Consider the following 26,484-nt stretch of genomic DNA (forward strand, 5'->3'; position numbering starts at 1 on the left):
AAATGAGGCCGTAACAACTCGGTGTGCATTAGTGGTAATTATCCCAGTTCTTGCGGGTCTATGTCTAGACTCCAGCGTATTTTACGGGCTGCTGGATGTTGATCTAATAAGTGGCATAATTGCTGTAATAATTGCTGTAATTGTTTACGGTTTGGGTGCTGAAGTTGTAATTGAGCACGATAATAGTGTGCTCTGCGAGCCATAAAAGCAGGCATAGGGCCAAACATGAGTAAGGACTTAGTAAGTGGCTGCAGCACGGGGTTTTGTACCTGTTGCCCTAACCAATTCAGCAGGGCAAAGGCCTGCGTTGCATCTTTGGCTTGCGCATGAAATAAAGCCATGTGGCCAGTAGGAGGCAAACCGCTTTGCTGGCGACTAGTGAGCTCTTGCTGAGCAAAGGCGTTGTACCCTTTATTAACTAAAATATTAATAGTGGGGTGGTCTGCTTGATAAGTTTGAATCACTGCTGTGCCCGGTATCTGAGCACGGCCAGCACGGCCAGCAGTCTGCACTAGCAGCTGTGCTAGTTTTTCTGGGCCACGAAAATCACTACTAAAAAGGCTGGCGTCAGCATCTAAAATAGCGGCCAAAGTAACATTAGGGAAATGGTGGCCCTTAGCCAGCATCTGTGTACCCACCAATAAGCACGGTTGGCCAAGATGTACTTGCTCTAACATTGTTTCTAAACTACCTTTTTTGCGGGTAGTGTCACGATCTATGCGATGAACTGGGGTGTTAGGGAAAAGCGTGTTTAGCTGCTCTTCTGTTCGTTCGGTGCCTTGGCCGAGGGGTTTTAGCTGAGAGCTGTGGCACTTTGGGCAATGCAGATGTATGGGTTGTTGGTGCTCACAGTGATGGCAGTGGAGCCTTGGGGGACGGCGGTGTAAGGTCATGCTGGAGTCGCAGGCAGGGCATTGTGCGGTTTCACCACAAGCCTGGCATTGCAGGCTAGGGGCAAAGCCCCGTCTGTTGAGCATTAGCAAAACTTGATGGCCTAAATCCAGCTGGATTTGAACCATTGCCTGCAGCTGTTCAGAGATACCAGCCTGTTGCGGTTGGTTGCGTAGATCAATCACCTCGTAACTTTGGCTACTTGCCTTTCCTGCCCTCTGGGTTAATAGCCATTGGCTAAACCGCCCCCGTGCCACATTTGCCAAACTCTCTAATGAGGGTGTGGCTGAGCCTAATAATATTGGAATTTTAGCGTCGGCAGCACGCTTTATGGCTAAGTCTCGGCCATGGTAGCGAAAACCTTCTTGCTGCTTATAAGCTTGATCATGTTCTTCATCAATGATAATTAGGCCTAGGTCTGGTATTGGGGTAAATAAAGCAGACCGTGTGCCTATTATAATATCAGCCTGCCCAAGCCCTGCTTGTTGCCAAGCGTTAAGTCTCTGATGTTCTGTAAGGCCCGAGTGAAGAGCCAATACTCGGTTGTTAAAGCGTTGTTTAAGTCGCTGCAGTAGCTGTGGTGTAAGGCCTATTTCGGGAACCAACAATAGGGTGCGTTTACCTGCCTGCAATTGCTCTGCAATGGCATGAAAATAGACTTCAGTCTTGCCGCTGCCGGTAACACCATTTAATAGGTTGCAACTAAATACATCCTTTACCTTAGCTAAGTGTTCAACAATATGTGTTTGTTCTGCGTTAAGAACCAGGCCTTGTTCAGCCAGTTTTAAAGTTACATTTTGAGGCTTAGGGTAGCTGGTAGTGAGCCATTTTTTGTCTAAAAAAGGCTTTAGTTGGCTAGGTTTTATGCCTATAGTTTGGAGCTGACTAAGATTAAACACGGGTGCCAAGGTGCTAATTTGTTGCCAAAGGAGCTGTTGTTTTTTTGCCCTGCCAAACTCTGCCTCTACATTAGCGACCTGCCAATTGAGTTGGATGAGTTGATTAGGTATGGGTTGGCGCAGTTTAGCAGGTAGTAGGTGCATAAGTGAGTCACCTAATGGGTGTTGGTAATACTCAGCTGCCCATAGCCCTAGCTGCCAAAGGTCTTTGGGCAATAGTGGTGTGTTATCTAATAGTTCAATAATAGGCTTAAGTTTACTAAGGTCTAAGTCTGTGGTTTGGCTTATGCCCACAATAAGCCCTACTCTTTGGCTACGACCTAAGGTTACATGGACACGTAAGCCAATTGTCGGCAAGCAAGAGTCTTTTGTTGTGTCTGGCGCTAAATAAGTAAACTCTTGGCGTAGACCAGTGGCGAGGGCGATTTTTAGATACATAGGCACTGGAAAATAGAACATTTAAGGCAATTGAGTTATGAGGTTATCCTACACCAAAGTGCCTTTGTTTGTGGTGTTTACAAAGATAAACTGCTCATTTGGTTAATTGTAACGTTTGTGTTGTCAAAAAGGCTTGCTTATCTTCAGGCGTCTGGTAGAATTTTGCCTCTATTTTTAGGGCCTGCCGGTTGTCGGTTGGCTAATTTGAAAGAGACCTTATAAAGGTCTCTGTTCGGTGCGGTGCTTGGCAATAGATCAAGTGGCGGCGCCATAACCTTGAGGTTATTCCCCATGCAAACAGATATCCATCCTAAGTACGAAGCTATTAAAGCGACGTGTTCTTGTGGCAATGTTGTAGAAACACGTTCTACGCTATGTAAAGACATGCACATTGACACATGTTCAGCCTGCCACCCGTTCTATACTGGCAAGCAGAAAAATATTGATGTTGGCGGCCGTATCGATCGCTTCAACAAGCGCTTTGGTAGCCGAGCTAGTAAGTAATTGGCATAGCGTTAAGCGCACGTTAAAAACCTGCCCTGGTTACCCAGCGCGGGTTTTTTAGTGCCTCAATATTCGCTTTTATCCTTTAGCGGTTCTCACAGCCAGCGCAGCTATGGTCACTCAACTTAGCGTCAATAGTGCTTAGCGCTAGGGCCTTGGTAGGAAAAATGTGACGCTTACCTATAGTGCTTAAATGTCCGTTACGAATAATCGGCTTAATCACCCGGCCATTAACATTACAAAGGTATAAACCTCCACCTTTGGCAGCTAGCCGTTTAGCTTCGTTGGCTAATAACTCTGTGCCCGCTAAATCTATAAAATTAATGCCACTAGCAACAATAAGCACATGTTTTTGTGGTATCGCCATCAATGTGGTTTGTACATAATCTACTGCACCAAAAAATAGCGCCCCATCAATACGAACAATTTTGATAACGTCACATTCAGGTAGGTTAGAACGTTGTGCGTCTACTAGTTTTTTAGCACCTCTGCCACTAGCCAAAGCCGTAATGTTGGGTTGTGATGTACGGCGTAAATACAACACCAAGGACAAAAGCACACCCAAATAAATAGCAAATTCCATTGGAAGTAACAGTGTAGCAGCAAAGGTTACGCTAAATACCATAGCCTCGTTTTTACCTGCGCGATAAATAATTTTTATGTGGTGCCAATCAATTAGGTTCCATGCCACCATTAATAAAATAGCAGCCATACTAGGTAAGGTGATGTAAGCGGCTAAGGGAGCAAAAAGTAACACGATTATGGCTAAAAATACTGCTGCAAATAATGCTGCTAAAGGGCTAGTAGCGCCTGCTTCATAGTTCACTCCCGTGCGAGTAAATGACCCTGAGGTGGCATAACTAGACGAGAAACTGCCCAGAATATTAGACAGCGCTTGGCCAATAAACTCTTGGTTACCATGGATTTGTTGGCCTGAGCGTGTGGCGACCGAACGAGCAATCGATACAGCCTCTACCAGACCTAATAAACCCAAAGCCATAGCACCTGGCGCCAACTGCCTTAATAAATCCCAAGTCATCAGGGGCGTGGATAAAGGGGGTAATTGTGATGGAATTTCTCCCACTAAGGCAATTTCGCTAACCCCTGACCAAGAGGTTAATAATAAAGCCTGAGTGGCAGCGCTTCCAACAACCATAGCAATGAGCATATTGGGCCATTTTCTACGCCAACGTTTTATTACAATCAAAGTAGCTAAGGTAAGTGCTGCAATCACTAAGCTGGGTAGGTGTGTGGCTATAATGTTATCTGCTACAGCAATCCAGTTAAGAATAAAGTTACCAGTAGACTGAAGGTCTAGTCCGAGGGCGTTTTTTATTTGGCTAGTGGCAATTACCACGGCAGCGCCAGAGGTGAATCCAACCACCACCGAGTGAGATACAAAATTCACCAAAGAGCCCATACGAGCAAGGGATAATATAAGCTGAAAAAGTCCGGCCATGAGGGTTAAGGTAAGCACTAGGCTTATATAGGCTGCCGTGCCCACCTGGGCTAAAGGGCTAATAGTAGTAAAAACAACAATAGAAAGAGCTGCTGTCGGGCCAGAGATAAGGTGCCAAGAAGAGCCAAATAAAGCAGCAATTATGGCTGGAACGATTGCAGCATACAGTCCATATTCTGGCGGTAGGCCAGCAATTAAAGCATAAGCCACACCCTGGGGAAGAACGATGATGGCACCTGTAAGTCCGGCCATAGCATCTTGCCGAGCACTAGCTGGGGTTGTGTGTTTAGCCCAGCTTAGAAAAGGCAGAAATTTTAACAAATAAGTCAGTGCCACCGACGACATACATTACCTAATAAAATGAACTTAATTACCCTATTGTAATGTATTTCTTTGTTGTCGGTGGTATTTAAAACTGCTGTGGTAAGCCCCTTTTAGTTTACTCATGAAATAATGGTTATGTTTGCCGTAGTGTTCTAAGTGGTGGAGCCGTTACTACTGAGCGATTAAACCACCAGCCGCAGGAGCCAATGATCAACATGCCAGCAAAGGGCGTAAGCACCCAAAGGGGCCAATGAAATTGCAGTGGCAATTGAAATAATTGGTTTTGCAGCACGGCAACTAACGCTTCTGCACTCACCCCTGCAATAAGCCCTGCTACAAATCCAAGGCTTGCATACTCTACTAACAAAATACTGCGAATCAGTGATTTGCTTGCACCTAAGGTTCGTAGAATAGCACTTTCGTGCCGACGCTCATCTATACTGGCTTGTATACTGGCGACTAACACTAATACCCCCGCACCTAAAACCATCACTAAAATACTCTCCACGGCAAGAGAGAGTTGAGCTACAACCTGCTTTACCTGTTGCAAAATTTGGTCTACATCAAGCATAGATATAGTGGGTTGTTGACGCAACAAAGGGCCAAGTTTGCTTCGGTCTTCGGGTGAAACATAAACACTGGCCATATAGCTTGCGCTGTTGGCATCAATTAAAGGTTGTGAAAAGACAAAAAAGAAGTTGGGCTGCATAGTACTCCAGTCCACTTCTCTGAGGCTGGTTAAAATAGCTTGGCGTGGGATGCCGGCAACATTAAACGTAAGGCTTTGTCCCAATGCTAACCCCATTCGCTGCGCATAGTCTGATTCTATCGAGACTTCTAACGGGTTAGCATTGCTATCATCCCACCACTGGCCTGCGCTAATGCTGTTTCCTATGGGTAGAGTTTGGCTCCAAGTGAGATTAAGTTCCCGGTCCCCGCGGGGGTCTTCTACCTTAGGTTCGGTGAGCCTAGCTCTGGCGATAGGGAAAAAAGTTAACCCTTGGGTAGCTAATCCTTGCTGTTCCATTGAGGTGACTAAAGACTCACGCTCCTGTTGATAAATATTGAATAAAAACAAGTTAGGAGTGTCTTGGTTTAACTGCTGTTGCCAATCATCAATTAGGAAACTTCGTACCGAAATTAAACTAAATAGAAGCATTAGTGCAAGCCCAAAAATAGCCACTTGCAGGCTATTCTGGTGTTTTCTACGTGATAAATTCGCTACACCTATCTTGCCCCCTTGGCTTAAATGGGGGCGTATTTTGTTGCCTAACCTGATGAGCAGGCTAGCGAGCAAAGCCAGCAAAGCCAGAATAATGGCCACACCAACGATCAGAGCAGAGGTGATTAATATAGATTGGCTGTGCCAGTACACTAAAGCAATTACGGCGGTAAAACCTATAGTCAGGTGGCCTATGTTGGTTTTGCTCTGGCTGGAAGATTGGCGCAGTACCTCTGCAGGAGCCACCTTAGCTAGCGCCAACATGGGGGGTAATACGAAAGCTAACAAGCACAATGTGCCTGTTCCTGCGCCAAGTATAAAGGGAGCAAGTGGTGGGATAATAGATGCGGCTTGAAAATAGTCAACGACTAATAACAACAGGCCTTGGTAAAGGCCCCAAGCAAGGGGCAGGCTTACTAAAAGAGCCAATAACGCTAGCAGTGCCATTTGGCTTAGGTATAAAAAGCGTAATTGTTTAGGTTTAAGACCAAGGCACTTAAGTAAAGCCACGTGTTTAGCTTGGCGCAGGCTATAGCGCCGGGTGGAGAGAGACAGGGCTACACCAGCAAGAACCACTGCTAGCGACCCTGCTAGTAATAGAAACTGTTCAGCTTTGTCTAAAGTGGCCGCCACATTTACATTACCATCAGTGGGCGATTGCCACTTTTGACCATTTTTTAGCAAAGGGTTAATGTCTTGTTGCAGCTGAGTTAGTGCGTTATTTTCACCCGCTAATAACCACCGGTTTTTTACTCTACTGCCTGTCTGTACGGCCTCGGTTGCTTCAAGGTCGGACAGGTGCATCATGGCACTAGGAGCGAAGCCTGAAAAACCGCTAGCCTGATCTGGTTCAGACATGAGTACCTGGCTTATTTTTAAACTAAGTTGACCGACATCAATAGTGTCATTTAATTTAGCATTTAGGCTGGCTAATAGTCGAGAATCAGGCCATATTTCTCCCTGTATGGGACCATGTTCTATAACTGTACCCAGCTCAAAAGCAGCAGTGCTTACAGTGATTTCACCTCGCAATGGGTAATTTTCTGAGACAGCTTTAATGCTGGCTAATTGCATACCCTGTGGGGCAAATACCATGGCCTGAAACTGACTCAGCTGTGCTTGTTGTAAGGATAAAGCCTGGGCTTTCTCTAGCCATAGTTGAGGCACAGGTTGGCTGGTGTTAAGGCGTAAGTCTGCAGCGATAAGGTTTGCACCTTGCGCCACCATCGATTGCTTAACTTGTTGAGTAAAAAGGCTAATACTGGTCACACTAGTAGTGGCGAGAACCAAAGCGACAAACAGTAGAGAAAGTTCTCCACCGCGCCAGTCTCGCCACGCTAGGCGGGCGGCTAGTTTAAACATCTGTGAGTTCCGTAAGTTGTCCAGCTGTTAGGGACAACCTTCGCTGGCAGCGTTGTGCCAATTCTAAATCGTGGGTCACTAATACCAGTGTGGTGTGGTGTTGTTGATTGAGTTCAAACAAGAGCTCAATAATATGGTGGCCAGTCTCTGTGTCTAAATTACCTGTAGGCTCATCGGCAAACAAAATAGGCGCTTGTGCGGCAAAGGCGCGAGCAATGGCGACACGTTGTTGTTCGCCACCAGAGAGTTGGTTGGGATAATGATGGCCACGCTCAGCCAGTCCGACGTGGGTTAAATATTTTTTTGCCAGTGCGTCAGCATCACGGCTACCTTTCACTTCTAGCGGCAGCATGATGTTTTCTATCGCAGTAAGACTTGGCAGGAGTTGAAAATTCTGGAATATAAATGCAACTTGATGTTTCCGTAGCTCGGCTCGATGTTCTTCATTAAGTTGCGTGAGGTCTTTATGGGCTAAAAACAGTTGTCCATGGCTAGGGCTGTCTAAGCCTGCCATCATGCCTAATAAAGTGGTTTTTCCAGAGCCAGAAGCACCAACTATGGCAACAGATTGGCCAGCTTCTATGGTAAAATTTACGTCTTGTAATATATGTAAGTCGTTAGATTGGCTGGCTTGAGGGTTAGCTACAATTTGGCTGACGTTATGGGCGGCCAAAAAGGGCGTAGAAGAAGGCATAGGGACAACTCAATAATTTAATAGGGGTCTATTATGGCGTCTGCCGAGTCACTAAGGAAAGGATATGATGCAGTTTTTCAAAATATTTACATTTTACTTTTGCAGTATTGCTAGCCTTTTGTGGGTGCCTGGGGGCTGGGCTAAGGATCAGACCATATTGGTCATGGGGGATAGTTTGAGTGCTGGTTATGGTATGTCGCTAGAACAAGCTTGGCCAGCTTTGCTGCAAGACAAGTTAAATGCTAGTAGAACTAATGATCAGTGGCGGGTGATTAATGCCAGTGTGAGTGGTGAAACAACTCAGGGAGGGGTTCGCCGATTACCTGCGTTGCTGCGTCAGTTTCAACCTCAGTGGGTATTGTTAGAGCTGGGTGCTAACGACGGTTTGCGAGGGTACCCCGTCGTCAACATCACCACTAACCTGGGAGCTATGATTGAACAAAGCCAGCTGGCTGGGGCCCAAGTAGTTGTTATGGGAATTCAGTTACCGCCGAATTATGGAGCGCGCTACACAGCACCTTTTTTTGCTCAATATGAAACCCTTGCAGTGCAGTATAAGACCGCTCGAGTGCCTTTTATATTAGAAAATATTGCTATTCATAATGATTTAATGCAGCCTGATGGCCTGCACCCAACCCCCGCAGCTCAGCCTATTATTGTTGATAATGTATGGCGTAATTTAGCAGACATCTGGGTGCCCTAAAATAACAAAACCCACACTCGGTGGGTTTTTGGGATGTCTAACTAAGGTTCAGCTAGGTGTTAAAATGCGTAAGCGCCTTCTCCATCTGAGTCCATGCCAACACTCATTGCCGCTTTTAGCTTTTTCATAGCGTTCTTTTCAAGCTGGCGAATTCGCTCTGCAGACACTTCGTACTGGTCAGCCAAATTGTGTAAGGTGGCCTTAGAGTGACTCAACCAGCGCTGCTGCAAAATATCACGGCTGCGAGGGTCTAGGTCACCCATGGCGGTTGCTAAACGTGTGTTGGAATCTTCTTCCCAATCACTCGCTTCCAGCTGCCTAGCAGGGTCACCCGAGTGATCTTCAAGGTAATAAGCTGGCGCCTGATATGCGCTGTCTTCGTCACCCTCTGGTGCATCAAATGGGGTGTCATGAGCAGACATGCGGCCTTCCATTTGCATTACAACTTTAGCATCAACACCTAAGTCTGCTGCCATGGATTGAACTTCTGCATGTGTCAGCCAAGCTAATTTCTTCTTGGAGCTGCGCAGATTAAAAAATAGTTTCCGCTGGCTCTTGGTCGTTGCTACTTTGACAATGCGCCAGTTGCGTAAAATATATTCGTGCATTTCAGCTTTGATCCAATGCACAGCGAAAGAAACTAAGCGCACGCCCACCTCTGGGTTGAAACGCTTGACCGCTTTCATTAAGCCTGCGTTACCTTCTTGCACTAGGTCAGCAATAGGTAGGCCGTAACCAGAGTAGCTTTTGGCAATATGAGCCACAAAGCGCAGGTGAGACATAACCAGTTGGCGTGCTGCATCTAAATCATTTTCGTAATACAGACGTTCAGCCAGTGCTCGCTCTTGCTCAACCGTAAGAATGGGGATGGTGCTGATCGTTTGTAGGTAAGCCTCGTGGCTTTGGCCTGGTGCTAATGCATCAATAGCTGATAATGATTTGGTCATAACAATCTCCGTAGTCTTTGAGTCCACTCTTAAACTTATTCTAAGCATGGCCTTTTTTGGCCATTTTCTAGGACTATTGCCGCAAATGCATGCATTTCCTCGCATACATAATATTTTTCTAATATTAAGATTTGGCTTACGACGGCAAAATTAAGAGTTGTATTTTAGGGCTGAAATGGCGAGAGTGCAAGTCTCAGTTGGGGTATTTCCCTGTAAAGCTTTGTAAACCCCTACAAGGACCTTATTTGGGCTCAATAAGGCGTAGTTGGCGGCCCACAGTTAAGCTTGCCCCCAATACCGATAGCCCGCAGCTAGCAACAAATAGATTAAAACTCCCCATCCAACTTAAACCTTGCAGTTGCCAGTCACTTTGGTAGCTTTGCGCCAATGATAATAAGGGTGGATGCAAGTAGGCTACTCCCACCTGGAGAATGACCCAAGCAATTAAAGCTGAAAATAACCCAGCCCAAAGTCCGGCATATAAAAATGGGCGCCGTAAATAGGCATCAGTTCCTCCCACTAGTTTAATAACCAAAATCTCTTGTTTTCTGCTTTCTATTTGTAAACGCACAGTGTTGCCCACCACAAGCAATACACCAAGTGCTAGTAAAAGCGCTAAGCTGTAGGTAAATCGCTCGCTTGTATCCAACAGTGCTTGTAGGCGATCCAACCACTCCATGTCCACTAATACTTGATCAATGGGGTCTTGCTGTCGTAACTGTTGGGTAAGTTTTGCGACAGCTTTTGGGCCTAAGGAGGTGTTGGCTGGCTCTATTAGTATAGTTGCAGGCAAGGGGTTATCAGTGAGGCTTGTTAATATATCTTCTAGCCCACTACTGGCTTTAAAATCAGCTAATGCCTGCTCGGCCGAGATGTAAGTTGCCTGAATAATGTCTGGCCTGGAGCTTAATTGACCAGTGATCAATTGACCTTGTTCAAGGCTTACATCTGAAGCCAAAAATACGCTTATGTGGCTACTCTGATTAACCTGCTGACCTAAGTGCTGAGCTTGGCTTAAGAGTAACAATAACGCCGCTGGCAAAGCCAATGCTATGGCTAATGTTAGCCAGGTTAATAGGTTAGCCAAGGGCGACTGCCATAGCCTGCACCAACTATTAATAGCGACATCTTTGTGTTCTCTAAGTAGCCGTTTAGCAGGACTTTCAGGTTGAGAGCGGCTGGCGTTATGGGCAGGGCGACGCTTAAAAAAAGCCATAATTACGGCCCCATTACTGAAAGTGGTCCACTAATTCGGCCTTGGTTAAGCTGAATAACGGGGTGCTGTAGGCGCTGAATAAGTGCTAGGTCATGGCTGGCAATGAGCACAGTGACGCCCACTTGGTTGAACTGTTGAAACAGATGCATAATTTCAGCAGACAAGGCAGGGTCTAAGTTGCCTGTGGGTTCGTCGGCCAATATAAGTTTGGGTTTGTTAACGATGGCGCGAGCTATACCAATACGTTGTTGTTCTCCACTGGATAGTACTTGTGGTGATAGTTTCTCTTTATCTAATAAGCCAACCTTGTCTAAAGCAGCTCTGACACGCCGGCCAGAATCTCGCTCATTATAGCCACTGATTTTAAGAGGCAGGGCCACGTTATCAAATACAGAGTAATCCATTAGTAACTGGTGATTCTGAAATACAAGGCCGATTTTTCTGCGATGCGCTGGAATCTGTTTACGGCTAAGTTGGCTTAAGTCTTCTCGGTCAACAATAACTTTGCCACTTGTTGGGCGCTCCATAAGCATGATGAGTTTTAGCAGTGTACTTTTTCCAGCACCTGAGTGGCCAGTTAAAAAAGCCATGTCACCGCGCTGTAAATGAAAGTTGTTGCTCACTAACGCGTTCTTTTCATGATATTTTTTGCCCACCTGCTCAAAACGAATCATGAGGCACTTTTTTGCGTTAGCTTAGTTTCACTAAATAGTGCGTCAATAAATACATCAGCTTCAAACGGTCGCAGGTCGTCTGCCTGCTCACCCACCCCAATAAACCTAATAGGGAGTTGTAGCTGCTGCGCCATGGCAAAAATAACGCCACCTTTAGCAGTACCGTCAAGTTTAGTGAGGGTTATTCCAGTTACCCCCACGGCAGCACCAAAAAGGCTAGCTTGGCTTAAGGCGTTCTGTCCGGTGCCAGCATCGAGCACTAGCATGACTTCATGGGGGGCATTAACATCTAATTTTTGCATCACCCGCACAATTTTACTTAGCTCATCCATTAAGTGAGATTTGTTTTGTAAGCGTCCAGCTGTATCTGCAATCACCACGTCGATACCTTTTGCCTGAGCAGACTGCACTGCATCAAAGATTACAGAGGCGCTATCAGCTCCTGTATGCTGGGCAACAACGGGCACATTGTTGCGTGTCCCCCACTCTTGCAATTGTTCAACGGCAGCCGCACGAAAGGTGTCGCCAGCGGCCAATAAAACTGTTTTCCCTTGGCTTTGGAATCGTTTGCTCAGCTTACCAATGGTTGTGGTTTTGCCTGCGCCGTTAACCCCGACCATAAGGATCACAAAGGGGCTATCTTGTTGAGGAATCTCTAACGCTGCTTGGCTGCCTTGTAATAATGTTGCTAGCTCTTCTTTTAAGGCCTTATAAAGTGCTGGAGGGTCTTGTAGATCTTTGCGGGCAACCCGGTCGCTGAGCTTTTTGAGCAGGCTTGCAGTGGCTTCTATCCCCACGTCTGCAACTAATAGTTGGGTCTCTAGCTCTTCAAACAAGTCGTTATCGATTTGTTTGGCGCCTAAAAATAGGTTAGAAAGGCCATCACCTAAATTGCCACGAGTGCGACTAAGGCCACTTTTTATACGTCCAAAAAAGCCCTGTTTTGGCTGAGACTTTGTGGCAACAGGGGCTGGCTTTGGATCAAGTGCTGGCATTGTTGAGCTGCTAGCCTGCTGCTGCTTAGCAGTATCCTGCAAAGTTGCAACCGGGTGCTCTGCTGCAGAAACATCTTTTTTCTCTGTAGGGGTTTTGTTTTTGCCAAATAAATTAAACAGGGCCATGATGTTGGGTGCGTCTCGGTATATGCGGAATGAAGAATAACGAAGTCGTAAATTTTAGCATAGCTTTTGCCTAGGTATGCTTCTTTTCTGCAGCGATTGCCTTAGAATAGGAACTACACTATTTCCACTCATTGTTATCCCTAGGCATATTTATGGCCCGCAAACCGAGTTCAAAATCTTCTCGTCCGTCACCTCAGCTGCGCTCCTCTGGAACTGCGACTAAGCCAGGAAAGGTTGTTGAAATTGGCCAAGCGGGGCGCCAAAGTTTACGTATCATTGGTGGACAATGGCGTGGACGAAAAATTCCATTTGCTACAGTCATAGGCCTGCGTCCTACTCAAGACAGGGTGCGAGAAACCTTATTTAATTGGCTTGCTGGCCCCATACCTGGCGCCAGGTGCCTCGATTTATTTGCCGGCACTGGGGCCCTAGGCCTTGAAGCCCTATCCCGCGGCGCCAAGCATGTAACCTTTGTGGATTTGTCTAATATTGCAACGAGTAGTCTTAGGGACAACATAAAGCAGCTGACTTTAGCTGCAGACCAGACCACTTCAGTGCATCAACAAAGCGCCTTTGATTGGCTGAGAAGTGATCACACCGCTAGCCCAGATCAGCCTCAGCAGTATCATTTGGTGTTTTTAGACCCCCCTTTTGCCCTTGCTCTCATGCAGGACATGCTCAAGGCCCTATTTGCCAGCAATTGTCTTGCCGCCAATGCTATGATTTACGTGGAGCAGCCGCAGCCCTTGGAAGAGCTAGATTTGCCGCCAACATGGAAATTGCATCGCAATAAAAAAGCTGGCCAAGTACATTATGGACTGATTAGCCAGTAAGCTAAGGCCTCAATTAAATGACAACTGGCGCAGTCAAATACCCTCATGGCAAGTGCTTAGGATGGCACATTGGATGGTGTATTTGGGTCACTGATAATGGGCATGCCCACTTCTATAATGCCGCTGCCAATGACATCCGCTCGAAGTCCTCCACTACCCAAAAAGGCATGGATCACTTCGCTTCTTGAAACCTGCAGATTCTCTAGTAGCCGCCCCAAAACATTGCATGGGTGACACAATTCGACGCCTCTGAACTGTGCTGAGCCAATCGAAAACTCTTCGCCAACTAAGGCATTCAGATCAACACCCCGACTAATGATATTTCTGCGTGTTTGTTGAGGGGCAATAGACTGGCCCAAAAGTGCGTTATACCCATCAACGGCTTCAGCTTCTATAAGGGTAATATTTTGGCCTTTTTTTTTGGCTTTTTTAAAATGCCGATCGCCAGTAATACCGCACCCAACAACCACCTGCACTGTATGGGCTTGCTGCAGTGCCTGCCTAGATTTTTTTGCTACAAAAATAGCTTCAATCATTCAACTCACCTTTAAGCTTTACTTGAATATTAACATGATGAAAATTGATCTGTGTAGCCAAAGCATGGTCATTATAACGTTCATGGGATGTGGCCATCAGGCTCTGCTCGCCGGAATGCATATAAACGGCGCAGCATAGGCTAGTCTGGCAGCACTGTGTTGGTGTGCATTGGAGACCAATTGGTATTCATATCAGGGTATGCAAATACGAAAATTTCGCTCGCCATTTAATGCAGCGCCGAGCGTCACGTTCTTCATACATACGCATGGCCATAGGCAGGTCTAGGTTAAACGTATCTTCTCGATCCTCCGCTAAAGCCGTTAAACGCATGGTGTACCATGCTGTTACGCCACCTTCTGGATTGGAATCGAATATGGGGAACTTGGGATCACCCCCTTTTTTGGTCAACCAGTCATTTGCAAGTTGAGGATTAAGGGTCATGGCCCGCGCCAGCCCCACCATATCAGCAGCTCCACTAACGATGGCATCCACGGCTTGTTCTCGTGTCTTAAACCCACCTGTCAAAATGACGGGCACTTTAGTAACCTCTTTAACTCGACGGGAAAAATCGAGAAAGTAGGGCCCCTTAGTCAAACTGTCAGAACTAGCCTTCGCTCCAGGAAAATAGGTGCCCCCGCTGATATCAATTAGATCCACCGAAGTTCGATCAAGAAGCCGGACGACCTCTAAAGCATCATGTTCTGACAACCCACCCTCCAGCATATCTGTTGAGTTAATTCTGATCCCCACTGGGAAGGCCGAACCAACCGCGCGCCTGACAGTGCGGATCACATCGAGCACGATATGGCATCGTGCTTCGATAGAACCGCCATAGGCGTCAGTCCGATGGTTGAACAATGGTGATAGGAACTGGCTCAGTAAAAAACCATGACCTGCGTGAATAAGCACACCTCCAAACCCTGCACTCTTTGCATGCAAAGCCGCTGTGGCATACATGTGTGGTAATTCTAAAATGTCTTCAATACGCATGCTGGCGCATTGAAAGCCTTCAATCGCCAGCGCCGATGGCCCTTGTGGCTGGCTTATCGGCAAGAAGGAAAGCGCTCCAGCATGGCCCAGCTGCGGCCAAAGATGAGCCCCATCAATGGTTCCCCGTTTAACTAATTCATGGATCATTGCTTTACTTGTATCTTCGGCGAGTACTAAATTGCCCGGCCGTTCTGGAAAGCGAGGGTCGCCTTGTACTTCACCGATGAACGATACAGCGGCGCCACCCTGAGCCCATCTTTCATAAAGCCTAATCTGTGCTTTGGTGGGATCACCGTCACCGTTTGCCAGTGAGTCTGACATGGGGGACTTTGCTAGTCTATTCTTAAAAGTTGCACCGCACGGCAATTCTAGGGCGCGTCCAAGGGCCAGAATAGGGTTGGTCTGCTCGATCATGGTTACTCTCTTTGCAATGCTAATGCCCTATTAATGGCTAAGTTTAGCGGGCATTTCTTCTAATAAAAAATCAATGAATACACGTGTTTTTGCTGGCATAAATTCTTTTTCAGGGAATATAGCATATATAGGGAATCCACCGATCGGCTTATACCCAGTCATTAGTGGGACCAACTTTCCTTGGTCAATGGTATCGCCTAAAAGCCCTTTATCGATCAGTAGGACACCTGCATGCTCTATCGCTGCAGTGACCAGTGCACTGGGGTCATTAATGGCTAATGGTCCTGACACGGTGACGCTTTCCTCGCCTGCTGCACTGCCAAATGTCCATGTATTCATGGACCCGGTTGAGTTTCGATAAAATAAGCAACGGTGGTTTAATAAGTCTTTTGGAACCTTCATCGCCGGAGCATTGTTTAAATACTCCTTGCTTGCACAGAGTAACAAAGAAAAGGAGCCCAATTCTCGGGCGATCAAACTTGAGTCAGGCAAGAACCCAATGCGAATTGCAACGTCTAAGTTTTCGGCCACCATATCAACAAAACGATCTTCCAATTGCAGGTTAACTGTTAGCTTGGGGTAACGGGCTAAAAATTTCGACATTAAAGGTACCAGATGAACGCGCCCGTGGGCACTAGAACAAGATACTTTTAGGTCGCCTGCTATTTCAGTCTGATGATTATCACTGATGTGTTCAATGGTCTGCAGTGCTCGTTCAACCTTATGTGCCTCGTAAAGCACCTGACGACCTACGTCTGTGACCATGATTGTTCGAGTGGTTCGATTCAATAATCGCGAACCAACCCTCCTCTCCAAGGCAGACAACTGCTTACTGACAGATGATCGACTCATACTCAATAGCGTGGCTGCAGCTGATAAGCTACCTAATCTGACGATGTGAGAGAAGAGAAGCAAGCCCCTCATATATTCGTTTTCAAGGGCCATGGTTCCACCTATTGTTTCTATAGAGGAAACAATATAGTTGTAAAAAGGTGACTAATCAAGGCATAATTTTTGGCGTACCATACCCTCATTATCAGCCACCAGCCCATTTAAAAGCTATGACACAGGCCATACTTTAAAGGCCCATAAATGATCAGTACGCAACCCCGTTGATAGGGTAATTTGTTGAGGTAATACCTCAGCTCAGGTCACTCACGGTGATTAACTAACAGGAAATATTATGTTTAAGAAATTATTAAGAATCGCTCCTCAATTAGAAAGTGATGGCTCTTATAGCCCATCAAAGTTGGCGTTAAAGTTAGCGGTATCACCCACCACCGATTATGAACCTATTTCGTATCAGCCTTACGAGGGTGAAAAATGTAAGATTGCCGTTATTTTTACTGAACAAAAAAATATGACGATGAAAAATGGAAAGATGTTTTCGACGGGCAACCACCCAGTTGAAGCTATTTTGCCCATGCTGCATTTAAAAGAAGCAGGCTTTACGTTTGAAATAATTACCCCCACGGGTAAACCTGTTGCGTTTGAGATGTGGGCGATGCCTGATGAAGACACACATGTCATTAATTTTTATAATAAATATAAAAAACAGTTTCAAACACCCACCCGTCTTCAAGATTTTGTGGATCACTCATTACGGCAGGATCTGTCATACGCTGCTGTATTTATACCTGGAGGGCACGGCGCAATGCTGGGCATTCCAGAAGACGTTAATGTGGGTAAGGCACTCCATTGGGCGCATGATAAAGGGTTGTTTACGATTACCTTATGTCATGGACCGGGTTCATTATTGTCAACCCAGCTAGATGGAAATGAGTTTATCTACAAAGGTTATCAAATGGCAGTATTCCCCGATTCTGTGGACAAACAGACCCCCATGATTGGCTATTTACCGGGCTCAATGCCTTGGCAGCTAAACGAAAAGCTCATCGACTTAGGGGTGGTCATCGTTAATAAGAAATCTGACAAGACAACCTGTGTTGATCGAAAACTGATCACTGGGGCAAGCCCATTAGCGGCTAATGAATTAGGAAAACTAGCGGCCAATACTTTGTTAAAAGAGTTTAGTTAAAGTTTCTAGTTAAAAAGGCGCTTGATAAGCATACTTTCAAGCTTATGAGAGTAACTACTGTGCTGAATAGTCAGTTTCTTAAACTAGTCGTTCAGCTACATAGTGGAGGGGATGTCAAAGGCTCTTCATGAACATAGATGCGATAAGCCCATAGAATAACGTCTCAACAACATCAATTACTGCACAGGCAATACATGAACAACTTAATGAAAGCGGTCCAAATCAATAGGTTTGGTGATCGATCAGTTTTAGAATTAAACGACATTGAAATTCCTACGCCCACGGTTAATGAAGTCTTGATTAAAGTAAAGTCGGCAGCGGTCAACCCTGTGGATTGGAAAATTCGCCAAGGCTACCTACAATCCGTACTTAATCACCCATTGCCATTAACATTAGGTTGGGATGTGTCGGGTGAGGTTGCAGCCGTCGGTGCTCAAGTGACTCAACTTAAAGTAGGTGATGCCGTATACAGTCGGCCTGAAATAAGTAAAAACGGCAGCTTTGCTGAATACATGACGGTTACTGCGGATGAAGTTGCGCTTAAACCCAGTGCATTCACTTGGCAAGAAGCTGCGGGTGTTCCGTTGGCAGCACTCACTGCATTGCAGTCCCTTTACGAAATTGCGAATCTGCAAGCGGGCGAGCGAGTGCTAATACATGGAGGTTCTGGAGCTGTAGGGCAGTTTGCTATTCAGCTAGCAAAGTTGCGAGGGGCTTATGTGTACACCACTACGTCAGCAAAAAATACTGGTTTGGTGCAAAGCCTTGGCGCAGATCAAGCCATTGATTACCATCTCGAGGATTTCTCAAAACTGAAAGATATAGATGTTGTGTTTGATACGATCGGTGGTGAAACACAGGCAAACAGTTGGCAAACCCTAATAAAAGGTGGGCGCTTAGTTTCTATTAGTGCAAATCCAGATGCAGATACGGCTACTAAGTATGGTGTTTCGGCATATTTTTGTTTTGTACAACCCAACCGTGAGCACTTAGATCACCTGTCTGGGTTAGCCAATGCTGGTAAGTTAACAGTTAATATTGACAGTGAATTTGGACTGCATGAAGTGGCAAAAGCACATGAACGCAGTGAAACCGGCCGTGCACAAGGCAAAATTATTATTAACATATCAGAGTAGGTGTGTATAAAAGCTAACCCTAGCTTTGTGGCTTAACTTTCTGAGGGACAATACCGGCAAACCTTAGGTGGGTCTAATTGGGCCATAATGCCTTCGCTAAAGGCTTATTTCTTGCCGTGGCATACCATAGTGCTACGGCACCTTTTCTATACGCCTGCAAGCCCACAGAGCTGGAGCGTGTTAATGTCCTGTTATGACTGCTCTAGAAAGCCTCATCATCACTATAAACACGCACCAAAAGCTCACCATTAACACTTTCAGACACTACAAAATTGATAGGCTGGCAACACACTTGGCAATCTTCGATATACTCCTGATCTAGGTCTGATGGGTCCACTAAAACGCCAATGGTCTCACCACAATATGGACAGCCAATAAAGGTCTCAGTTAAATGATTCAATGTCTATTATTCCTCATCTCGGCCAGCCTCTGCAAGCCCATTGCAGGGGCTATTAGAGGGCCACTTAAGATATTTTTAGAGCCTGCTCAGCTAAGTTTAGCATGAGTCATATGATTAGCCATTAAAATTGGAAATCATAGACGCTGCCTAAATCGAGTATTTGTGTGAGTTCATCCAAGGCCCTGTGACTTTCGGTGATTAGTTGTGGGTCAGCTAAGTCGGACTCAGAAAGAGTGTCGCGGTAGTGCTTTTCTGTCCACGCCATCAAGCCAGAGAATAGACTGTCGCTCATAATGCACGCAGGGTTCACTGCGGCTTGTTCAGCTTCATTAAGCACCACACGAAGGCGCAAGCATGCAGGGCCACCGCCATTGCTCATGCTTTGCTTTAGGTCAAATACCAAAATCTCTTCAATTGCACTGTCACTGGCAATGAGCTGGTCTAAATAAGCCGAAACCTTTATGTTTTCAAGGCATTCTTGCGGAACAACAATTCCCATTTTGCCATCATTTAAGTGAGGCAGGCTTAATAATTGACTGTTAAATAAGTAACTGGTTACGGCATCTTGAACAGACACTTGGTCGTCTGGCACCTCGATGAACTGCATCTTACCGTTACCCATGTTAGTCATGGCTTGCTGCAAGTTGTGGTTTACTTTTTGAGTATTGAGAAAGGCGAGCTGATGGTAAAAAGACACATTACCGTTGCCCACGGCAATCACGTCATTGTGGAATACCCCAGCATCAATTACATCTGGGTTTTGTTGAGCAAATACCACTTGCTCATCTTTTAGGCCATGTAAACGTGCTACAGCTTGAGACGCTTCTAAGCTCTGGCGAGCAGGGTACTTAGTGGGGTTTGGAGCTTGGCCATTAAAGGCATGCTGGCCATAAACGAAAAATTCTACTCCAGTCTTACCGTAGGATTGGCAAAAACGGGTGTGATTGGCAGCACCCTCATCACCAAAATGGTCGGAAGACGGTAAGGCCTGATGATGAGAAAAATGGTCTTCGTTGGCGAAAGTAGCGCGTAATATAAGGCCTGTTGTGTCATGTTCAATAGAGCGGTGGAAGCGATTAACTAGGTTTGCAGGGGTAAAGTGTAAACGTCCATCAGGACAATCTGAACTAGGTGAAATAGTGGCGGCATTGGCTGTCCACATGCTTGACGCAGAGTAACAAGACGCAAGTAGTGCAGGGTCTTTTTTTGCGACTTTTTGAACCACTTGGCTATCACTGCCGGTGAATCCAAGCCGCCGCAACGTATTTAAGTCGGGGCGCGATTGGGGTGCTAACACCCCCTGTAACATCCCCAGATCATGCAACGATTTCATTTTTAACAAACCTTGTTGAGCGGCTTGCTTAGGGTTGGAGGGTCGTGCGGAGTTGTTACTTGAAGCCACGTTCCCGTAGGACAAGCCACCATAGTTATGAGTGGGCCCTACTAGGCCGTCAAAATTAGCTTCTAAAGCCCTGATAGAGACGCTCATCATCAACTCCTTACAGGTCTAGACCGGGGCTTAATAGGGCCGGCATGGTTAGCGAGTCAGCTTCAATAGAAGCCACTGGGTAGGCGCAATAGTCGGCCGCATAAAAAGCGCTCGCACGATGGTTACCACTGGCACCAATACCACCAAATGGCGCTGCACCACTGGCGCCAGTAATTTGCTTGTTCCAATTGACGATGCCTGCACGGATGCGAGGCAGGAAGTAATCATATTCCTCTCGGGAATCACTTAATAATCCAGCAGACAAACCAAAGCTGGTGTTGTTAGCCATGTCGATGGCTTGGTCCAAGTCTTGGTAACGCACTAAGGTCAAAAGAGGGCCGAAGTATTCCTGATCGGGTAAGTCCTTGGTGTCTGTGACGTCTATTAAAGCAGGGCTTAACAGTCCGGTGTCTTTTGCAAGTAGCTTCATGGTAACCAAGGGAGTGGCCCCTTTATTAATTAAATACTGTTGTGCGGCCAATAATTGCTGGGCAGCAGCAGATGAGATCACAGAACCCATAAATGGCGCTGGTTCAGCATCGTAAAAACCAACGCGAATTTTGCCAATAGCGGTGACTAGCATCCCCACTAAATGATCGCCTTGTGCTCCTTTAGGAACATACAAACGACGAGCACAGGTACAACGCTGGCCAGCTGAAATGAAGGCTGATTGAATAATTTCATGCACTGCAGCGCGAGTGTCTGCTACTTTGCTCACTATTAATGGGTTGTTACCTCCCATTTCTAGCGCCAAAATCTTGTCAGGACGACCTGCATATTGCTTATGCAGTAACATTCCCGTGCTTGAGCTACCAGTAAAGAATAAGCCGTCAATACCACTGTGATTAGCCAGCGCAATGCCCGTTTCACGAGCCCCTTGAACAAGGTTAATTACGCCTGCAGGGAGTCCTGCATCTAACCAACACTTTACCGTTAGCTCAGCCACCAAGGGTGTTTGTTCACTCGGTTTAAACACCACAGTGTTACCTGCCAAAAGAGCTGGAACAATATGACCGTTTGGCAAGTGACCAGGGAAATTGTAAGGACCGAACACCGCTACTACACCATGGGGCCGGTGGCGCAACCATGCTTGAGTACCTGTCGGTGCAGGTTTACTCACAACACCTGTTCGCTCCTCATAAGCCTTGGCAGATAGATCTATTTTGCCAGCCATAGCGGCCGCTTCTGTGCGTGTCTCCCACAAAGGCTTACCCGTTTCTTGAGCGATGGCAATGGCTATTTCTTTAGCATGTTCTTTCAATTGTGTTTGAAAGGCTTTAACCATAGCAAGGCGGTCTGTGTAACTCGCTAAAGACCATGCAGGGAAGGCAGCCCGGGCAGCAGTGACGGCGTCATCTATTTGTTGAGAATCAGCACCTTGGCCTTGCCAAAGGATGTCGTTGTTGGCAGGGTTAAGAGAATTAAAAGTGGGGCCATTGCCAGTTAACCACTGGTTGTCAATTAAGTGAGTCATAACTATTCCTTATGCTTTAGAGGCGTGGGACAAATAGAGGCACTATGCGTATCGGGTCGCCAGTAGTCAGGTGCAGGGCGGTGGCTAATTCAGTACTAATACACAAAGGGCCAGATACTGGGGGTTTGATATACGCCATAGCGCACCGATAGCCAGTGAGGCTTGTGTTACTGACCAGATAAGGTGTTTCGCTTAAAGGCTTGTTATCCTCGCAATTATCTTTGATAGTAACGGTGTAATGTCTGCTGTCTCTGACCGCACGAATATCTTGCACTTGTGTTTCTAGGGCAGGGCCACCATCAAAAATATCGACGTAACCTTGATAGCGAAAACCTTCATCTTCCAGCATTTTTCGGGCTGGTCGAGTGCTAGCGTGCACTTTACCAATGACGTCTTGAGCCTCTTGGGGTAATAAATTTATATACAGAGGGTGTCGGGGCATCAGTTCAGCAATAAATTCTTTTTTACCTAAGCCGGTTAAATGATCTGCATCAGCAAATGGCATATCGAAGAAGTGAGCGCCTAAACCATCCCAAAAAGGGGATTGGCCATCGTCGTTAGAAACCCCTCGCATTTCAGCAATAATTTTGCTTTCAAAACGTTCTGGAAATTCTGCTAGGAAGAGAAAGCGGCTCTTTGATAATAAGTTACCATTCTTGCTGTGGCGGTAGTCAGGGTCTAAAAATAAGGTACAGACTTCGGCGCAAGCGGTTTGGTCATTGCTTAAATACAAGGTCGGAAAAGTGTTATGTACACTCAGTTCCCGGCTGGAATGCACTAAGGTGCCAATACGATAGCTGTACCAAGGACTAGATAAGCCAATGGAAGATTCAATGCCACAAATACCCACAACTTTGGATACCGAAGTGTCCTCTAGCACAAACATATAACTTTGTTCGCATTTAAGGTTTACCTGGCCACTAAAGGCGGCCAAGGAGGCTGCAATTTTGCTGGCAATGCGGTCTGGATCCGCAGGTAATGATGTAAAACCAATGCCCGCTTTATGGGCTAAGTTGAGTAGGGCGTCAGCATCGGTCTCCATTAAGGGACGGATTATCATCATGTGGGGCCTCCAGGCGGGCGTTTACAACACTTCTTTGCGGTAAATAGTACCTGTGTTAGTGAGCGAACTCTTTTGTATTTACACGCCTAGGTTTAGGTATGGAGACTTTTTTGGAACACCCGTTGCGGCAAGCAGCCGTCCATTAACTAATTATAGTTGGCAATAGGTTAAGGTGTTGCCAGTGGCTACGTGTAAACCGTCCAACTGAGATTCGCTGAGCACCAGTGTTCGGTCCTGTTTACGGGCAATAATGCAGCGAAAATCGAGGCAGCTATTGTTGCACACGAGTACACGCTTGCCTTGTAATACCTCATCGCCAACTAAGGCTTGTGTTTGCTCTACATGACGGATAGCACGGATGTGACGGGTACGCACTTCTAAAATAGGCCCAGCATCAAAAATATCCACGTGGCCTTCAAAGCGTAAGCCTTCATGCTCCAGAATATTTACAATGTCTTCAACGTCGTCATGGTGTTGACCAATCACAGCTTGTGCATTGTCACTTAACAAGGGGACGTAAAGTGGGTAACGCGGCATGAGGTTGGCAATAAAATGTTTATTGCTAGACGTTGTAAGTAAATCAGCTTCGGCAAAGTCCATAGTAAAAAAGTGTCGGCCTACAGATTCCCAAAAGGGTGAAACACCATCACTGCCAATGACCCCTTTCATTTCAGCAATGGTTGTGGCTGCAAAACGCTCTGGAAAACAGGCCATGAATAGCAAACGAGATTTGGACAGTAGCTGATCGTAAAAGTTACAGCGATAATCAGGTTCCAAATAAAACGAACTCAGGCGTGAGGCGCCCGTGTAATCGTAGTTCATATGCAGGGCTGGGACGCGATTATTAATTTTTAAATCAACAGAGGAATGGGTCACCTGGTCAACACGATAGGTGCAGTAAGGCTGGCTTAAACCCACGGTTGCATCCACTGTGCAGGTGCCGACTAAGCGGTGAGTATGAGTGTCTTCCATGACAAACGTGTAGCCCTCTTCACCTGCATGATCTACGCTGGAAGCAAAGGATAATTCACTGTGATTTATCTTTTGAGCTAGCTGTGTCGGGTGATTAGGCAAGTTAGTATGGCCCACCCCTGTGGCTGCAGCAAAGTTATTAAAATCTTCACCATCGTCATTTTTGATAGGCCGTACGATTAACATGATTGATGCTCCATACCTTTGCGCTGCAACCACGATAGGTCTTTACTTTGTGCTAAACGCAATAAAATTAATGCACTCAATTGTGATCGAGTGGTTAAACTGGACAAGTGCATATATTCATCAGCACTATGAATTTTACCGCCCTGCACACCCAAAGTATCAATATTAGGTAAGCCTGCAGCAGCTAGATTGTTACCATCACAGCATCCGCCCGTGGGTAAAAATTCTAAGCTTAGGCCAAGGCTTTTGCCACAAGATTGCACCAATTTGCAAAGCTCTTGGTTAGCAGGGCTTAAGACCTTAGGTTGGCGGCCAAAACCACCATGTAATTCAATATTAATCCCATCAATAGTATTAATATTAGCCACTATCTTGGCTATTTGGTCTTCACACCAGGCTTGTTGTCCATTGTGTTCAATGCGAATGTTAAAGCGCATAGTGCAGGTATCTGGAACAATATTTACGGCCCCTCCACCTTGTACAAAACCTGGGTTAATAGTGACGCCCTGTTGTTGGCCATTAAGGTTGTCTAAGGCACAAGTAAAATCGGCCATTGCGCGAATTGCGTTGCGGCCTAAGTGATGCTCGCGACCGGCATGGGCGGCCTTGCCTCGTGTTACCACAGCAAAGTTACCACTGCCTTTGCGAGCGCCCGCTAGGTTACCATCGGCAAATGAAGGTTCATAAATTAAACCCAAATGATGACGCTTAGCAATTTCTGGGAACAATTTGCTAGAGCTAGGCGAACCAATTTCTTCATCTGGGTTAAATAAGATTTCCCAGCCCAGTTGATCTTGTAATGGGCTGCGTTCAAAGGCTTCTAGGGCCTTAAACATGACAACAATACCACCTTTAAGGTCGGCAACCCCTGGGCCGTTGATCACGTCGTCTTCCAGTCTAGTAATCTTCTGAAACGGATGATCAATAGGAAAGACGGTGTCCATATGAGCGCACAAAAATACTTGTGTGGGCGCTTGGGGACGTTTAAATAAACGCAAGGCTCTGCCTAGCGGCTTTTGGTTGAGCTGGCCAAGGTCATCTACCACATCTTGTGGTGGCATATCGATAAGTTCCAATTCACAGTCTAGCTTTTTACTCCACTGAGCCAAGGTATCCGCCACCTTGTTAACACCGTCTACATTATAGCTTCCAGAATTGATTTCGGCCAAGGTCCACAAATCTTGTTGCATGATTTGCTGCTGTGTAGCAATCCATTCTAGAGTCTGTGCTTCCACTTTGTTGTTTACAATCAAATCACTCATGGCTTTTTCCTAACACGTTTTCAACCTTGTGTGATGTCGCGAACAGCAGCTTCTAAAATAACCAAGCCAGCATCGATATCGGCATCAGGAATTAACAAAGACGGCGCCATCCGAATCACGTTTGGACCCGCAACTAATACTAATAAACCTTTGCTTTGGGCTGCTTTTAAAAACTCACCCGCTCTGTCGTTATACGCTTCACTGAGGGCGCAGCCAATTAATAAACCTTTACCACGTATCTCCTTGCAAAAAGGCATGCGTGCATTGATGTCTTCTAAACCAGCTTTAAAACGGTTGAATTTGGCGGTAACACCAGCCAACACCTCAGGGGTATTAACAATGTCTATCACAGCTTCCGCTATGGAACACGCTAAAGGATTGCCCCCATAGGTGCTGCCGTGGGTGCCGATTGCTAGGCTCTTTGCTACTTTATTGGTGGTTAACATTGCAGCTACAGGGAATCCGTTACCTAAGCCTTTGGCTGTGGTAAGAATGTCTGGCATGATGCCTGTTTGTTGGTAGGCATATAAAGTACCTAAACGGCCAGCGCCAGTTTGAACTTCGTCTAGTACTAACAGCGCGTTGTGCTCGTCACATAGTTCACGGGCACGTTTAATAAAGGCTGGGTCTGCATCAATAATGCCTCCCTCACCCTGCAGGGGCTCCATAACAATGGCGCACGTTTTTGAAGAAATTGCTGCTTCTAAGGTTTTAATGTCGTTGTAAGGTAAGTGAGTGATGCCTTCTAGGGCAGGGCCAAAGCCAGCACTGTACTTAGCCTGACCACCCACACTTACGGTGAATAAAGTACGACCGTGAAAACCCTGTTCAAAGGCAATAATTTCATCCTTGTGCTCACCAAAATGATCCACAGCATAACGGCGGGCTAGCTTAAAAGCGGCTTCGTTGGCTTCGGCACCTGAGTTAGCTAAATATACTTTGTCGGCAAAGGTTGCGTCAGTGAGCTTTTTGGCTAAACGTAGGGCTGGCTCGTTGGTCATTACGTTAGCAATGTGCCACAACTTTTCGCCTTGTTCTTTTAAAGTGGCGACGAGTTTAGGATGGCTATGGCCAACGCTTGTTACAGCAATGCCACCAGCAAAATCGATGTACTCTTTGTCGTTTTGGTCCCAAATGCGAGACCCTTTACCACGCACTGGAATAACAGGGGCTGGTGCATAGTTAGGCACCATTACGTCATCAAATAAGGCGCGTGTTACTGGAGTATTACTCATA

At 46.2% G+C, this 26,484-nt stretch carries 23 protein-coding genes; 5 read left to right on the plus strand and 18 right to left on the minus strand.

Annotation, left to right across the window (positions count from 1 at the left end; all coding sequences use genetic code 11):
- Nucleotides 1-38: 38 nt before the first annotated feature.
- The gene (locus tag ABXT60_RS01195) at nt 39-2,249 is read right to left on the minus strand and encodes a primosomal protein N' (protein ID WP_443630960.1); all 2,211 of its coding nucleotides are present in this window, start codon (nt 2,247-2,249) and stop codon (nt 39-41) included.
- A 270-nt stretch (nt 2,250-2,519) separates the two neighbouring features.
- On the opposite strand from ABXT60_RS01195, the gene rpmE reads away from it, so the two are divergent.
- Nucleotides 2,520-2,732: a 50S ribosomal protein L31 gene (rpmE, locus tag ABXT60_RS01200; RefSeq protein WP_443630961.1), complete on the plus strand. Its 213-nt coding sequence runs from the start codon at nt 2,520-2,522 to the stop codon at nt 2,730-2,732.
- An 85-nt stretch (nt 2,733-2,817) separates the two neighbouring features.
- Here the strand turns inward: rpmE and ABXT60_RS01205 are convergent, their stop codons facing one another.
- From ABXT60_RS01205 to ABXT60_RS01215, 3 genes are all read right to left on the minus strand, one after another.
- Nucleotides 2,818-4,536: a SulP family inorganic anion transporter gene (locus tag ABXT60_RS01205; RefSeq protein WP_443630962.1), complete on the minus strand. Its 1,719-nt coding sequence runs from the start codon at nt 4,534-4,536 to the stop codon at nt 2,818-2,820.
- Between the two features lie 112 nt (nt 4,537-4,648).
- Nucleotides 4,649-7,099 (minus strand): ABC transporter permease, encoded by a 2,451-nt coding sequence (locus ABXT60_RS01210; RefSeq protein ID WP_443630963.1) that lies wholly within the window; start codon nt 7,097-7,099, stop codon nt 4,649-4,651.
- Nucleotides 7,092-7,793 (minus strand): ABC transporter ATP-binding protein, encoded by a 702-nt coding sequence (locus ABXT60_RS01215; protein WP_443630964.1) that lies wholly within the window; start codon nt 7,791-7,793, stop codon nt 7,092-7,094. Before ABXT60_RS01215 ends, ABXT60_RS01210 begins: the two co-directional genes overlap by 8 nt.
- Before the next feature lie 64 nt (nt 7,794-7,857).
- Here ABXT60_RS01215 and ABXT60_RS01220 point away from each other — a divergent pair, with 64 nt between their 5' ends.
- Nucleotides 7,858-8,496, plus strand: coding sequence for an arylesterase (locus ABXT60_RS01220; protein ID WP_443630965.1), 639 nt, complete (start codon nt 7,858-7,860; stop codon nt 8,494-8,496).
- A gap of 59 nt (nt 8,497-8,555) precedes the next feature.
- Here ABXT60_RS01220 and rpoH read toward each other — a convergent pair whose 3' ends face one another.
- The 4 genes from rpoH to ftsY form a co-directional block, all read right to left on the minus strand.
- Nucleotides 8,556-9,443 (minus strand): RNA polymerase sigma factor RpoH, encoded by an 888-nt coding sequence (gene rpoH / locus ABXT60_RS01225; protein WP_443630966.1) that lies wholly within the window; start codon nt 9,441-9,443, stop codon nt 8,556-8,558.
- A 241-nt stretch (nt 9,444-9,684) separates the two neighbouring features.
- Nucleotides 9,685-10,659 (minus strand): permease-like cell division protein FtsX, encoded by a 975-nt coding sequence (ftsX, locus tag ABXT60_RS01230; protein ID WP_443630967.1) that lies wholly within the window; start codon nt 10,657-10,659, stop codon nt 9,685-9,687.
- A 2-nt stretch (nt 10,660-10,661) separates the two neighbouring features.
- Nucleotides 10,662-11,333: a cell division ATP-binding protein FtsE gene (gene ftsE / locus ABXT60_RS01235; protein ID WP_443630968.1), complete on the minus strand. Its 672-nt coding sequence runs from the start codon at nt 11,331-11,333 to the stop codon at nt 10,662-10,664.
- Complete coding sequence (gene ftsY, locus ABXT60_RS01240; RefSeq protein WP_443630969.1) at nt 11,330-12,454, minus strand: signal recognition particle-docking protein FtsY; 1,125 nt, start codon at nt 12,452-12,454, stop codon at nt 11,330-11,332. The genes ftsE and ftsY overlap by 4 nt, the downstream gene beginning before the upstream one ends.
- Before the next feature lie 152 nt (nt 12,455-12,606).
- Here ftsY and rsmD point away from each other — a divergent pair, with 152 nt between their 5' ends.
- Nucleotides 12,607-13,287 (plus strand): 16S rRNA (guanine(966)-N(2))-methyltransferase RsmD, encoded by a 681-nt coding sequence (gene rsmD, locus ABXT60_RS01245; protein WP_443630970.1) that lies wholly within the window; start codon nt 12,607-12,609, stop codon nt 13,285-13,287.
- A 56-nt stretch (nt 13,288-13,343) separates the two neighbouring features.
- Here the strand turns inward: rsmD and ABXT60_RS01250 are convergent, their stop codons facing one another.
- The 3 genes from ABXT60_RS01250 to ABXT60_RS01260 form a co-directional block, all read right to left on the minus strand.
- Nucleotides 13,344-13,823 carry an MOSC domain-containing protein gene (locus tag ABXT60_RS01250; RefSeq protein WP_443630971.1) on the minus strand — a complete coding sequence of 160 codons (480 nt, stop codon included), beginning with the start codon at nt 13,821-13,823 and terminating at the stop codon, nt 13,344-13,346.
- A gap of 187 nt (nt 13,824-14,010) precedes the next feature.
- Nucleotides 14,011-15,228 (minus strand): NADH:flavin oxidoreductase/NADH oxidase family protein, encoded by a 1,218-nt coding sequence (locus ABXT60_RS01255; RefSeq protein ID WP_443630972.1) that lies wholly within the window; start codon nt 15,226-15,228, stop codon nt 14,011-14,013.
- A gap of 30 nt (nt 15,229-15,258) precedes the next feature.
- Nucleotides 15,259-16,173, minus strand: coding sequence for a LysR family transcriptional regulator (locus tag ABXT60_RS01260; RefSeq protein WP_443630973.1), 915 nt, complete (start codon nt 16,171-16,173; stop codon nt 15,259-15,261).
- 238 nt (nt 16,174-16,411) lie between these two features.
- On the opposite strand from ABXT60_RS01260, the gene hchA reads away from it, so the two are divergent.
- Both hchA and ABXT60_RS01270 read left to right on the plus strand, forming a co-directional pair.
- Nucleotides 16,412-17,266 (plus strand): glyoxalase III HchA, encoded by an 855-nt coding sequence (gene hchA / locus ABXT60_RS01265; protein WP_443630974.1) that lies wholly within the window; start codon nt 16,412-16,414, stop codon nt 17,264-17,266.
- 206 nt (nt 17,267-17,472) lie between these two features.
- Nucleotides 17,473-18,402, plus strand: coding sequence for an NADP-dependent oxidoreductase (locus ABXT60_RS01270; RefSeq protein ID WP_443630975.1), 930 nt, complete (start codon nt 17,473-17,475; stop codon nt 18,400-18,402).
- A 202-nt stretch (nt 18,403-18,604) separates the two neighbouring features.
- On the opposite strand, the gene ABXT60_RS01275 is transcribed toward ABXT60_RS01270, so the two are convergent.
- The 7 genes from ABXT60_RS01275 to ABXT60_RS01305 form a co-directional block, all read right to left on the minus strand.
- The gene (locus ABXT60_RS01275; RefSeq protein ID WP_443630976.1) at nt 18,605-18,802 is read right to left on the minus strand and encodes a CPXCG motif-containing cysteine-rich protein; all 198 of its coding nucleotides are present in this window, start codon (nt 18,800-18,802) and stop codon (nt 18,605-18,607) included.
- A 121-nt stretch (nt 18,803-18,923) separates the two neighbouring features.
- Entirely contained in the window at nt 18,924-20,279 is a 1,356-nt protein-coding gene (gene astB, locus ABXT60_RS01280) for an N-succinylarginine dihydrolase (RefSeq protein WP_443632057.1), read from the minus strand.
- A 22-nt stretch (nt 20,280-20,301) separates the two neighbouring features.
- Complete coding sequence (astD, locus tag ABXT60_RS01285) at nt 20,302-21,765, minus strand: succinylglutamate-semialdehyde dehydrogenase (protein ID WP_443630977.1); 1,464 nt, start codon at nt 21,763-21,765, stop codon at nt 20,302-20,304.
- Nucleotides 21,766-21,781: 16 nt separating this feature from the next.
- Entirely contained in the window at nt 21,782-22,828 is a 1,047-nt protein-coding gene (gene astA / locus ABXT60_RS01290; protein WP_443630978.1) for an arginine N-succinyltransferase, read from the minus strand.
- Nucleotides 22,829-22,978: 150 nt separating this feature from the next.
- Entirely contained in the window at nt 22,979-23,986 is a 1,008-nt protein-coding gene (locus ABXT60_RS01295) for an arginine N-succinyltransferase (RefSeq protein WP_443630979.1), read from the minus strand.
- Nucleotides 23,980-25,248, minus strand: coding sequence for a hydrolase (locus ABXT60_RS01300; protein WP_443630980.1), 1,269 nt, complete (start codon nt 25,246-25,248; stop codon nt 23,980-23,982). The genes ABXT60_RS01295 and ABXT60_RS01300 overlap by 7 nt, the downstream gene beginning before the upstream one ends.
- Before the next feature lie 20 nt (nt 25,249-25,268).
- The gene (locus ABXT60_RS01305; RefSeq protein WP_443630981.1) at nt 25,269-26,483 is read right to left on the minus strand and encodes an aspartate aminotransferase family protein; all 1,215 of its coding nucleotides are present in this window, start codon (nt 26,481-26,483) and stop codon (nt 25,269-25,271) included.
- Nucleotide 26,484: the final 1 nt, after the last annotated feature.

The sequence above is a fragment of the Candidatus Njordibacter sp. Uisw_056 genome (genome assembly GCF_047730085.1).
In the GTDB taxonomy this organism is placed as follows: domain Bacteria; phylum Pseudomonadota; class Gammaproteobacteria; order Pseudomonadales; family Balneatricaceae; genus Njordibacter.